Raw genomic sequence first — 13,775 nt, 5'->3', positions numbered from 1 at the left:
GCGCTGCGTGCCCTGGGCACCGACCAGCTCGACGCGCTGGGCTCCGACCAGATCGCCGCGCTGTCGACCGTCCAGGTCGCCGCGCTGACGACCGCGCAGGTCGGCAACCTGTCCTCGGACGACCTGAACGCCCTCACGAGCGGCCAGATCAAGGCGCTGACGACCCAGCAGGTCGCCGCGCTGTCGACCGGCCAGGTCTCGACGATGACCAGCGACGACGTCGCCGCGCTCACCACCGCGCAGGTGCAGGCCCTGGGCTCGGCCCAGGTCGGCGCCCTGAGCACCGAGGCGATCGTCGCCCTGGGCTCGGCGCAGGTCGCCGCGCTGACCTCCAAGCAGGTCGCCGGCCTGACGACCGACCAGATGGCCGCGATCGAGACGGGCGACCTGAAGTCCCTGTCCACCGTCGCGCTGCGTGCCCTGGGCACCGACCAGCTCGACGCGCTGGGCTCCGACCAGATCGCCGCGCTGTCGACCGTCCAGGTCGCGTCGCTGTCGACCACTCAGATCAGCAACCTGTCCTCGGACGACCTGAACGCCCTCACGAGCGGCCAGATCAAGGCGCTGTCGACCCAGCAGGTCGCCGCCCTGACGACCGGTCAGGTCTCGACGATGACCAGCGACGACGTCGCCGCGCTGAGCTCGCAACAGGTCGCCGCGCTGAGCTCCGGCCAGGTCGGCGCGCTGAGCACCGACGCCGTGGTCGCCCTGAGCTCGGCGCAGGTCGCCGCGCTGAACAGCAAGCAGGTCGCCGGCCTGACGACGGACCAGATGGCCGCCCTGGAAACGGGGGACCTGAAGGCCCTGTCGACCAACGCCCTGCAGGCGCTGACCTCGGCCCAGCTGGAAGCGCTGGGCTCCGACCAGGTCGCCGCGCTGTCGACCCAGCAGGTCGCCGCACTGACGACCGCCCAGGTCAGCAACCTGACTTCCGACGACCTGAACGCCCTCACGAGCGGCCAGATCAAGGCCCTGACGACGCAGCAGGTCGCCGCGCTGACGACCGCCCAGGTCGCCGCGATGGAGTCCGCCGATGTGCAGGCGCTCGCCACCAACCAGGTCGCCGCGCTGAGCTCGGCCCAGGTCGGCGCGCTGAGCACCGACTCGATCGTCGCCCTGACCTCGGCACAAGTCGCCGCGCTGACCAGCAAGCAGGTCGCCGGCCTGACGACCGACCAGATGGCCGCGATCGAAAGCGGTGACCTGAAGTCGTTGTCGACGGTCGCCCTGCGCGCCCTGACCAGCGACCAGCTGCAGGCGCTGAGCTCCGACCAGGTCGAAGCGCTCACCACCACCCAGGTGGCCGCGCTGACGACCGGCCAGATCAGCCAGTTCGCCACGGACGACTTCGCCGCGCTGACCACCGGCCAGCTGCGCGCCCTGACCACGGGTCAGGTGGCGTCGCTGACCTCGGCGGAACTCGAAGCCCTCGGCTCCGACCAGATCGCCGCGCTGACGACCCAGCAGGTCGCCGCGCTGACGACCGGCCAGGTGAGCAACCTGACGTCGGACGACCTCAACGCGCTGACCAGCGCGCAGATCAAGGCGCTGAGCACCGCCCAGGTGGCCGCGCTGACGACCGCGCAGGTCTCGACGATGGAGACCGCCGACGTGGCCGCGCTGGCCACCAACCAGGTCGCCGCATTGAGCTCCGACCAGGTCGGCGCCCTGACGACCGATGCGGTCGTGGCGCTGAGCTCGCTGCAGATCGCCGCGCTGACCAGCAAGCAGGTCGCCGGCCTGACGACGGACCAGATCGGTGCGATCGAATCCGGTGATCTGAAGGCCCTGTCCACGGTGGCGCTGCGTGCGCTGACCAGCGACCAGCTCGCGGCCCTCGGTTCCGACCAGGTCGCCTCGCTGACGACCCAGCAGGTCGCCGCGCTGACGACCGGCCAGGTGAGCAACCTCACCTCGGACGACCTGAACGCGCTGACCAGCGCCCAGGTCAAGGCACTGACGACCCAGCAGATCGCCGCGCTGACGACCGCCCAGGTCTCGACGATGGAAAGCAACGACGTCGCCGCGCTGTCCTCGCAGCAGGTCCAGGCGTTCAGCTCGGCCCAGATCGGCGCGCTGAGCACCGACTCGGTGATCGCGCTGAGCTCCGCCCAGGTGGCCGCGCTGTCCTCGGCGCAGGTCAAGGGCCTGACGACGGACCAGATGGCCGCGATGGAAACCGCCGACCTGCGGGCACTGTCCACGGTCGCCCTGCGCGCCCTCGGCACGGATCAGCTCGAAGCGCTCGACAGCAACCAGATCGCCGCGCTGACGACGCTGCAGGTCGCCTCGCTGACGACCGCGCAGATCGCCAACCTGACCAGCGACGACCTGAACGCGCTGACCAGCGGCCAGATCCGCTCGCTGAGCAACGCCCAGCTGCAGGCCCTGACGACCGCGCAGATCTCGACGATGACGACGGACGACGTCGCCGCGTTGACCTCGACACAGCTGCAGGCCTTCGGTTCGGCCCAGGTCGGCGCGCTGAGCACCGACGCGATCGTCGCCCTGAGCTCGTCGCAAGCCGCGGCCCTGAGCTCGACCCAGGTCGACGGCCTGACGACCGACCAGATGGCGGCCTTCGAGACCGGTGACCTGCGCAGCCTGAGCACGCTGGCGATCCGCTCGCTGGACAGCGCGCAGCTGGAAGCCCTGGGCTCCGACCAGATCGCGGCGCTGAGCACGCAGCAGGTCGCCGCGCTGAGCACGCTGCAGGTGAGCCAGCTGGCCACCGACGACGTGCAGGCGCTGACCTCGCAGCAGATCGTGTCGATGAGCTCGGCCCAGTTGCACGCCTTCACCACCGACCAGGTGCAGGCGATCGACACGGGCGACCTCGCGGCCATCAGCAGCGCGAACATGGTGGCCTTCGGCTCGGCGGACTTCGAGGCCTTCACCTCGGATCAGATCCACGCCCTGACCTCGCAGCAGTGGAGCGCGGTGGGCGCCACGCAGGTGGCCGGCATCGAGACCGCCGACATCGCGTCGATCACCACCGACGGCATCCATGCGCTGAGCACGACCGCCCTGCACGCCTTCAACACCGACCAGATCGCGGCGCTGACCAGCGACCAGGTCCATGAATTCAGCACGGCGCAACTGCGCTCGCTGGGCACGGACCAGATCGCGGCCCTGTCGACCGAGGACATCGCGTCGATGACCAGCACGCACTTCGCGACGCTGACGTCCTCGCAGTTCCACGCGTTCACGACCGACCAGATCCTGGCGATGGATTCCAGCGACATCCATGCGCTGACCTCCATCCAGGTGCAGGGCCTGTCGACGGACCAGATCGTGGCGATGACGTCCGACCAGTTCATCGGCTGGGACACGCAGGACCTGGCCAGCATGAACATGCAGCAGGTGCTGGCGATGACCTCCGACCAGACGGCGGGCTTCAGCGGTGAACAGACCAACGCGCTGTTCCTGGCCTCGCCGATCGTGCTGGACCTGGACGGCAACGGCATCCAGACGGTGTCCGCGTCTCACGGCGTGAACTTCGACCTGAACGCCACCGGTCATAACGACAAGTGGGGTTGGGTCGGCGGCAACGACGGCCTGCTGGTGATGGATCGCAACGGCAACGGCTCGATCGACAGCGGTGCGGAGCTCTTCGGGGCCGGCACCACGGTCAACGGCCGCAAGGGCCTGGACGGCTTCGCCGCCCTCGCCTCGCTGGACTCGAACCATGACGGCCACGTCAACGGCAAGGACGTGGACTTCAGCAAGCTGCAGGTCTGGGTCGACGCCAACCACGACGGCAAGACCGACACGGGCGAGCTCAAGACCCTGGCGGACCTGGGCATCACCGACCTGAACCTGGGCGCCACGAAGGGCACTGAGGTCGACAACGGCAACGTCCTGGGTCTGGTGTCGAGCTTCACCAAGGCCGACGGCACGACGCACGAGATGACCGACGTGTGGTTCTCCAAGGACGGCTCGCAGCACGCGGCGACCGGCGCCACGGCGGCGACGCCGCACCTGGGCGACCTGCTCGCCCAGCCGGAAGCCAACCTGCTCGGCGGCGCGACGGCGCAGACCGCGACGGCCACCACGGCGGCGACCACCGCCGCGGCGACCGACACGGTGAACCACGACGTCATGAGCGCGGCCTACAAGAAGCTGCATGAAGACGACCAGAACGGCGCTGCTCCGCTGATCTAAGCGGCAGTGCGGAACCGGGGGCCTCGCGCCCCCGGTTTGCCGTTTGCGGCCCTCGCCCACGCGATGCGTGTCGAGCGGCCGCAAACGACAGACCGCCAGGTTTCAGAAGTACTCTCCTTTCCCGCATGGCCACCTTCGACGTCGGTTCGCTCACTCCCGAGGAGATCGCAGCGCTCACCACCACGCAGCTCGCGACGCTGACGGGGTCGGAGTGGGCCTTGCTGACCGCCGAGCAGGTGGTGGCGCTGACCACGGTCCAGGTCTCCGCGCTGTCGGCCCGCCAGCTCAACTACCTCGCCTCGGGACAGCTCTCGGCGATGGAGCTGCAGGACGTCCAGGCGATCAACACCGCCGCGATCCGCACGCTGACGACGGCTTCGCTCGCGGCGCTGACCACCGACCAGATCCATGCGCTGACCACGACGCAGATCCCGGCCCTGACCGTGGACCGGCTGCGCCGCATGGACAGCGACCAGTTCACCGCGCTCGACAGCACGCAGATCGCGGCGCTGTCGTCGGTGCAGGTGCGCGGCCTGGGCAGTCAGCAGATCGGCATGCTGACCACCGACGAGGTGGCCGTCTTCAGCACCGCCTCGATGCAGGTGCTGAACACGGTGCAGATCGGCGCGCTGAGCGTGGACCAGCTCAACGCCTTCGACACCGCCCAGATCGGCGCGCTGCGCGGCAACCAGACCAAGGGCCTGAGCGGCGAGCAGCTCAGCGCGCTGAGCACCGACGCGTTGCAGGCGCTGACCACGGGCGCGGTTCGCGGCCTCAGCACCGCCGCCGTGTCGCACCTCTCTTCCGACGCCGTGCAGTCGCTGGACAGCCGGCAGATCGCCGCGCTGACCAGCCAGCAGTTCCGCACGCTGAGCACCGACGCCCTCGTGGCGCTGACGACCGAGCAGGCCGGCGCGCTCAACACGCTGCAGATCAAATCGCTGAGCACCACGCAGGTCGCGGCGCTCGAGGGCGAGGACCTCGCCGCCATCGGCACCAAGGGCCTGCGCGCGCTGAACTCGCAACAGCTGGCCGCGCTGTCTTCCGACCAGGTCGACGCGCTGAGCTCGCGCCAGGTGCAGAGCCTGACCTCGACCCAGTTGATCGGCCTGGGCAGCGCTCAGCTGCCGGCCTTCAGCACCGATGAACTGCGGCTGCTGAGCAGCAGCGCGCTCGTGGGCTTGAAGCCCGAAGTGCTGGGCGCGATGAGCGCCGAGCAGCTCGGCGCGCTGAAGACGGTGCAGATCGCCATGCTGACGACGCGCCAGCTGGCCGCGTTCGACACCGACGACCTCGCCGCGCTGTCGACCGGACAGATCGCGGCGCTGAACTCCAAGCAGCTGCAGTCGCTGACGCCGGACCAGTTCCATTCGCTGACGACCGAGGACCTCGCCGCGCTCAGCAGCGCGACCTTGCGGGGGCTGACGCCGGCGCAGCTCGCGTCGCTGAGCTCGGAGCAGCTCGCCGCGCTGAGCGGCGCCCAGACCGCGTCGCTGTCGACGACGCAGCTGCGCGACCTGAGCGACGAACAGCTGTCCGCGCTCGGCACCGGCGCGATCCAGGCGCTGACGACGCGCGTGATCGCGACGCTGACCGACCACCAGCTCGACGTGCTGAACTCCGACCAGCTGCAGGCGCTGACCAGCGCGCAGATCCGCGCGCTCACCACGGCCCAGTTGTCCGCGATGACGGTGGAGGACCTGAACACGCTGACGTCGGCGCAGTTCGCCGCCTTCACGTCGGCGCAGTTCCGCGGCCTGACGACCGATCAGGTCTCGCAACTCGAGCCCGAGGACTTCGGCGCGCTGAACGCATCGGTGATCCGCTCGCTGAGCAGCGCGCAGGTGCAGGCGCTGGACATCAACCTGGTGGCCGCCTTCAGCACCTCGCAGACGGGCGCGCTCAACGCGGCCCAGATCGGCGCGCTGACTGCCGGCCAGTTGCAGGTCCTGTCTCCGCAGGCGCTGCAGGCGATCTCCACGCTGGCGATCCGCGGTCTCACCGCGGACCAGTTGGACGCCCTCGGGCCCACCGGCGTCGCCATGCTGCGCGACGGCCAACTGGCCGCGCTGAGCACGGCCCAGGTGCGCAGCCTCGACCACGACAGCTTCAACGCGCTGGGTTCGGCCCATTTCGCCGCGCTGACCTCGTTCCAGCTGGCGGCGATCTCCACCGACGAGATCGGCGCCCTGGCGCCCGAGTTGCTCGCCGGCGTCAAGCCGATCTACCTGACCGCGCTGACGACCGACCAGATCCACGTGCTGAGCCGCGAGCAGGTCGGTGCCCTCGGCAGCGCGCAGACGGCGCTGCTGGGCACCGGTCAGGTCGCCGCATTGACGCCGTCGCAGATCGACGCGCTCTCCACCGACGGCGTGCGCGGACTGAGCGTGCAGGCGCTGCAGAGCTTCACCACCGATCAGCTCAATGCCCTCGTGCCCGAACAGTTCGCGGCCATGCGCACCAACCAGGTCGCCTCGCTGACGACCACCCAGTTGTCGGCGATGGAGCAGGCCGACCTGAACGCGCTGGACTCGGCCCAGTTCTCGGTGTTCTCGTCGAAACAGCTGGCGGCCTTCACGACCGACCAGATCAGTCAGCTCGAGTTCCAGGACGTCGTCGGCCTGAATACGCGGGCGCTGCTGGGACTGACCTCCGCCCAGCTCGGCGCGATGAACGTCGACAGCATCGCCTCGCTGAGCAGCGCGCAGCTGGCGGCGCTCAGCTCGAAGCAGCTGCTGGGACTGACCGCGGACCAGATCGACCACCTGAGCACCGCGCAGCTCGCGAGCCTGGGTTCGCAGGCGCTGCTGGGCCTGAGCAGCGACCAGTTCGGCTCGCTGGACCTGGACCAGATCGCCGCGCTCTCGGCCAGGCAGGTCGCGGCGTTGACGTCGCTGCAGATCGCGGCCCTGGACCCCACGGCGCTGGCGGCGCTGACGACGCTGCAGTTCGCGGCCTTGCGGTCGTCGCAGCTCGCGGCGCTCAGCGGCACGCAGATCGCCGCGCTGGAGACGCAGGACCTCGCCGTCCTGCACACCACGGCGCTGAAGGCGATGGGCTCCGACCAGATCGCGCTGTTCAACACCGATCAGATCGCGGCGCTGCGGCCGGACCAGGTCGGTTCGCTGACCTTCCAGCAGGCGGCGGCGATGCACACGGAGCAGATCCAGGCGCTCGGCACGGCACAGGTCCTGGGCCTGACGAACGTGCAGGTCCTGGCATGGACCAGCGACCAGATCGCCGCGCTGGACGCGCAGGATGTGGCGCTGCTGCCGGGTCGGGCGATCCGGGTGATGGACGCCGGCGACTTCGCGGCGCTGTCCACCGATCAGGTCCATGCGATGACCAGCACGCAGCTGGTTGAAATGACCGGCTCGCAATTGAGCGGCTTCGGCACCGAGGATTACGCGGCGCTGACCTCGAAGGCCTTCCGGGCGCTGGGCACGGCGACGCTGAACGCCCTGTCCACGGACGTCTTCGCGGCCTTGGGCTCGGACCAGATCCACGGGCTGACGACGCAGACGCTGCGCGCCTTGCACACCGAGGCGATCGCGGCGATGAATTCCGACGCGATCGAGGCGCTCGACAGCCGGCAGGTCGCCGCGCTGACGACGCAGCAACTCGCAGCGATCACGTCCGAGGCCTTCGCCACGATGTCCAGCGACGACCTGACCGCGCTGAGCCGCGATCAGGCCAAGGCGCTGACGGCGGACCAGATCCATGCGATCGGCAGCGACGCGATCGTGGGCTTCGAGACCCGCGACCTGGCCGCGCTCAGCATGGACCAGGTGATGGCGTTCAGCACCGAGACCATCCATGCGATGTCCGGCGCGCAGCTGGACGCGCTGTTCCTGGCCACGCCGATCATGCTCAACCTCGACGGCCACGGCCTCGGGACGGTGTCCGCGGCGCAGGGCGTCAGCTTCGACATGAACAACACCGGCCACGCCCAGCAATGGGGATGGATGGCGCAGGGCAACGGCCTGCTGGCTCGCGACCTGAACGGCAACGGGCAGATCGACTCGGGCGGGGAACTCTTCGGCACCGGCACCGTGCTGGCCAACGGCAAGCACGCGGCCAACGGCTACGAAGCGATGCAGGCTCTGGACGCCAACGGCGACCATGCCCTCAATGCGCTCGACGCCGGCTTCAGCCAGTTGCGGATCTGGGCCGACGCCAACGGCAACGGCAAGACCGATGTGGGCGAACTCAAGTCCCTGACGGAGCTGGGCATCGTCGAGCTGGACCTGAACGCCCGGTCGACCTCGACCGTCGATCACGGCAACCTGATCGGGCTGATCTCCGGCTACAAGACCGCGGACGGCGTCACGCACCAGATGGGCGACGTCTGGTTCTCGAAGACGGCGGACGGCGGCGGGACCACGGCGGATGCGGCCACGCCCCTGCCGGCGGCGTCGGAACTGCTCGCGTCGCCGAAGACTTCGGAGACCGCGCTGCTCTCCGAGGGGGCGTCGGGATCGACGCCGGCCGCCGTCCCGACGGGGACGGACGCGCTCGCCCATGCGGCCGTGACGCACACCACGCTGGCCGCCCTGAAGCGCCAGGACGACGAGAACAACGGCAGCACGCCCTTGCTCTGACCGCGCTCGCGGGCGTCCCGCAATACGTCCGCCTCTCGCCCGGTTTCGCCGTTCGCGAACGAACCGCGAACGACAACCTCGGCACTGTCCCCCTCATCAGACCGCTACGCGTCGATGTAGGGCGATCCGACAGTGGTCCGGGACGTTCGGCGCGTGGTCTCGCCATGGAACACGACGATGCCGATCAGTTTCTTTGGATGGAGCCCCCGCAGCGCCACGCCTGTCGACACCGCGGCGGTGGTGGCGACGTCCGAGACTGCAGGATCGCGGCCGCCTGCGGCCGACGACCGGACCAAGCTCCTGCCCTCGTCCCGGGTTCGACCATCGGGGCTGCTTTCCCGACATCGAACCGCCGCCTCGATCCAGCGTCCTCCCGTCGACCCCGAGATCGAGCGCGCCGCCGCCCTCGCCGCCAGCGCCCATGCGCGGATGCTGGCACGCATCGACGCGTCATCCGCCGCCGCGCTTGCGGCGCAGCGACAGGCCACAGACGAACTCACCTGCCTGCAGACCGCCACCGATGCGCAGGCGTCGGACATGATGGCCGAAGCGCTCCAGCCGCCGCCGCTTCCGCCGGGTGGCGCCGACCCGGCGCCCAAGCCGCGGTTCATGGATCGACTGCGCCGTCCGCTCGACGCGCTGCGGCTGCGCACGGCGGTGCCGCGTGTCGAGCTCGTCATCGGGCCGCTCAACCTGTCCCGCAGCAACTCGACGTCCGAGCCTTCGTTGGAAGAACGTCCCCGGATCTTCCAGGCCACGACCACCGCCAGCGAGCGCGGATTGAAGGCCGTCGATCGCCTCGTCGATGCCGCCGCCCACGGCGTGGGACAGGAACTGACGAAAGGATCGCCGCTCGCCACCGGGCAGGACGGCGTCGACAACGGCCGTCGAGCTGCAGCGCCGGCCGCCGCCGGCAGCGCGGTCGACTTCAACGCCGAGATCGAGCGGATGTTCCCAGCAGCCTCGCCATCGACGCGGCTCGCCACGATCCGGCTCGCGGCCACGCTGCTCGACCACCCGAACCCGGACCCCGGCCGGCGACCCGACGGTCACCCGCTGCGCTACGAGCAATCCCTGCTGATCGCCACGGTACTCCGCTCCGTCACCGCGGATCCGGTGCAGGCCTCGCAGGTCTACCAGCGTCTGCGCCTGGAGACGCCGCCGGCGCTGGACGACCTGTGCACCCGCGGCTCCGATGGCCCCACGCCCCCCTTGGCCGACCTGGGCACAGCCTCGCCGGCCGTCGCGCGCATGACGCACGCGGCGCGGCGCGCGCTGGCGGTGACGGCCGGCGGCTTCCAGGCGCTGCTCGACCTGCAGGGTCTCGCGCTGCCGCAGCCCGGCGATCCGCGCCTCGGCCATGCCGAGGAGGCGATCGAGTACTACCAGCTCGGACTCCATGCCGAGGAGGCCTTGCTCGCCGCGGGTCTCGACGTGGGCGGCACCCAGTCGATGGCCGACATCCGCGCCGCGCTCGACACCCACCCGCAGCGGCGCGAACTGCTCGATCCGGGCCGTCTCGGCACCGGCAACGCGCGCCGTCGTCCCCGCGGGCCGCACGAGCCGGAACATCCCGCCACGCTCGCTGCCCAGGCCTTCCTCTACGCCACGGACAATCTCCGGCGCGCACCCGGCCAGGGCGAGCAGCATCGCGACCTCAAACCGGCCTACGTCGCCTTGCGCAACGGCTTCACGACCAGCGGTCAGGGCTCGGACTTCCATCTGATGGCCAAGCGCCTGCGCAAGTTCATCACCTACATCGACCTGGCCTGCAAGACGCCCCACGGCGACCTGCCGACGGCGATGCACAAGGCCCGGCTGCCGATACGCCTGCTGCAACGACATCTGGCCGGCAAAGGCAAGTCGCCGCTGGAAACCTTGCTGAAGGCCGGCCCCATCGAGACGGCCGCCACCATCAAGACCCCGCAAGGCGAAATGGACACGCGCCAGGATGCGAAGCGCCTCCAGCACATCTTCGAAGCCGCATCGCCGGCCGAGCGGCGCGACATCCTGCGTCAGGTGATGAACGCCGTCACCCGAGGTCGCCTCGGCACCTACAGCGACAGCCGCCGTCATGGCATCGGCGTGACGGCGGGGTCCGGCCTTGCGAAGATCGGCGGCCTGGGCGGGGTGGGCGTCGGCATCACGCCGGTGGTGGAGGTCGGCGCCGAGCATTCCCGCACCGCGGTGTTCAAGGCCGGCATCGCCGGGACCGGAACGCTCTACCTCGGCAGCGAACGCAAGCTGAGCGGTGCCGTCGGGGCGGGCGTGCGGGCCGGCGCGGAAGCCGGTCCGATCGCCGGTGTCTCCGCCCAGGCCATGGCCCGGATCGGCGGATCGCACCTGGTCTCGCGGGGGCTGATGATCCGCACCCGCAAGGCGGGGCGTGACCACGAGGCCCTGTCGGCCGGCCAGACCGCCGGACTCCAGTCCACCGACTGGCAGCGGATGAACGAACTCGTGATCAATTCGATCTTCCAGATCGCCGATCGGGACAAGGCCGACCGCCCCGCCCACGGCGGCGCCATGTGGGCACAGCTGGTGGACAAGCTGGGCGACTACCGCGACATCTCGTTCGGCTGGAACGAGGGCAAGGCGGTCACGGCGGACGTGTCCGTGACCCTCGATGCGACGGCCTCCGCGACGCTGGCGCCCGGCGTCGCCGTCTCGGCCTCGGCGGGCATCAGCCTGAAGCGCACCCTGTTCGACCGCAAGCGCACGCGGGACGCGGCCGGCACGGCCCGCAGCATGCAGGCGGAGCAAGGGTCGCGCAGTGCGCTGCGCGTGGGCGCGGGGCTGGGCATCAGCAGCCCCGCGTTCACCACGCCGTCCGGCCGCAGCATCGCCGTGTTCGGACGCCATCGGGTCGGCGTCGAGACGGAGGTGGTGATCCAGTCGCAGAACGGTCTCGTGCGCCTCGTCACCGAGCGGGGCCGGCTTCGACCGGAACTCTCGAGCCGCGACCGGGAGTTCGGCGTCCGTGAAGACTTCATCCAGGCGATGAATGTCCAGCGCGCGCGATGGGTCGCCGCGCTGGACGCCCGCGGCCCCGACGGCCGGCCCCGCGGCGGAGACGAGCAGTACGACGAGTTCATGGACAGGTTGGTCAACCTGCGCGCCGCCGGCTCGCGTGTCTACCGCGAACATCAGACGCTGACGACCGAGGCCGCGGAGGTGATCAACGCCTGCATGGACCGGCTCGCGGTGCTGCAGCGGCCCCTGCCACCGGGCGTGCCGCAGGATCCGGGCGCCCTCGATCAGGTGGAAGACCTCCAGCGCAGGATAGCCGCCCATGTGGCGAACCCCGCCCATTGGCTGCCGGCGGGCATGGATGTGGTCCAGCCGATGCAGGCCGCGGCCGCCTGGTCCGGCGGCGTGGACGCCAGCGTCACGATGCAGCCGGGCAGCGGCCACGGCCACGGCGACGGCGCGGACCGGCTGCTCGGCGGCGGCCGCCTGGCCCTGGGCGGCAGCATCCGGACGGCCGTGGGCGGGAAGATCCTGCTCGCGCTGGACGTCCCCCCTCGCCCGGGCGCGACACCAGGCAACCCCGCGTCCAGCCGGCCGCACGAAGCGCGTCTGTCCGCCATCCCGGCCTTCTCCGACTCGACGATGCACGACACGATGGCCATGGCGCACTGAATCGCGCCGCCTTCCCCCACCGTGCCCCGCCGCCGGCACGGGCCTCGGGAAGCGACGACGCGAGCCCCCTCTCACCGCGAAGAGTTGACCGCTCCCTGTCCCCCTTATCCTGGCATGGCCGCGCCCACGGCGCGACACAATGGCTCAAAGATCGATGGGAAGGACGGCGCCCGCGCGGGTGCCCGACCTGAGCATCCAAAGGGGATTCCGCGTTGAAAACACTGTGCATCGAGGGCTGGCGGGGAGTGAACCACTCCATCGCGATGGTCAACCAGAACCAGATCCTGGAGATGGTGAAGGACCCGCGGTTCGAGCTGTTCCACAAGGACGCGCCCTTCTTCATGCCGCACTGGGACAAGAGCAAGCTGGACTCCGGCTTCGCGCCCGAGGAGCGGGCCATCATCGACGGCCTGCCCGATCCCGGCGACCGCGTGATGGACGTGCGCCTGCGCATCGCGTCGCCGGTGCGCCTCGGCGATGCGGCGGCCGCGCGTCGCAACGCCACCTTCGTGGTCACCGAATTCGGCCTGTCGGGCAAGAGCTTCGATCCGCCCGAGATGGCGCCGTCCGCGCTGACACAGGGCGACGACATCGTCGTGACGCCGACCCGCTGGTCCAAGGCCCGGCTGGTCGACTACGGCTTCGACGCGGACAAGGTCCTGGTCGTCCCGCACGGCTACAAGACCGACACCTTCTTCCCGATGACGCCGGAGCAGCGCCAGACCGCGCGCGCGGCGCTGGGCATGTTGCCGCACGAGACCGTCTTCACCAACGTCGGCGTCGCGACCTGGAACAAGGGCATCGACCTGCTGCTGCTGGCCTTCGCCGAGCTGCGCCTGCAAGGCCTGCCGGTGCGGCTGATCCTCAAGGACCACCAGGGCCTGTACGGCATCGGCGTGGAGCGCGTCTTCGCCGAACTCGCGGCACGCGCGCCGCAGCTGAACACGCCGCAGGTGCGGGACGGCATCTCCATCCTGTCGACCAGCCTCAACCTGCCGCAGCTGCGCTCGTTGTACGCGCTGTCCGACGCCTACGTCTCGCCCTACCGCGCCGAGGGCTTCAACCTGCCGGTGCTGGAGGCGATGGGGTGCGGCACGCACGTGATCGTCAGCGGCGGCGGCGCCACCGATGACTTCACGCCGCCCGAGCTCTGCCATCGCCTGCACAGCCGTCCCGGCACCGACGCCGATGCGCCGCAGCCGGTGGGTGCCTTCGTCGTCCCCGACCTGGAGGACCTGCGCGAAGCGATGCTGCAGGTCGTCGAGCAACGCCTGACCCCCGCCCCGCGCCGCGAGGCGGCCCGCCAGCGGCTGGAGAAGCGCTTCTCGTGGGCCACGGTGACGAAGCAGCTGCTGGACCTGATGTGAC

4 protein-coding genes are annotated in these 13,775 nt (G+C 70.3%); all 4 read left to right on the top strand.

Translation table 11 applies throughout. The annotated features are described in order from the left end of the window. A partial coding sequence (locus tag AC07PR_RS00725; protein WP_495134035.1) for an SPM autocatalytic domain-containing protein occupies positions 1–4,164 on the top strand: 4,164 nt, incomplete at its 5' end. Between the two features lie 125 nt (positions 4,165–4,289). Further along, positions 4,290–8,765, top strand: a complete 4,476-nt coding sequence (locus AC07PR_RS00720; RefSeq protein WP_495134034.1) for an SPM autocatalytic domain-containing protein — start codon at positions 4,290–4,292, stop codon at positions 8,763–8,765. A gap of 177 nt (positions 8,766–8,942) precedes the next feature. Further along, the gene (locus AC07PR_RS00715) at positions 8,943–12,407 is read left to right on the top strand and encodes a hypothetical protein (protein ID WP_495134033.1); all 3,465 of its coding nucleotides are present in this window, start codon (positions 8,943–8,945) and stop codon (positions 12,405–12,407) included. Positions 12,408–12,652: 245 nt separating this feature from the next. Continuing rightward, positions 12,653–13,774 (top strand): glycosyltransferase, encoded by a 1,122-nt coding sequence (locus tag AC07PR_RS00710; protein WP_431103873.1) that lies wholly within the window; start codon positions 12,653–12,655, stop codon positions 13,772–13,774. Position 13,775 lies beyond the last annotated feature (1 nt).

The organism is Roseateles sp. GW821-FHT09H11 (genome assembly GCF_059415845.1).
This window is presented reverse-complemented; position numbering and strand designations above follow the sequence as displayed.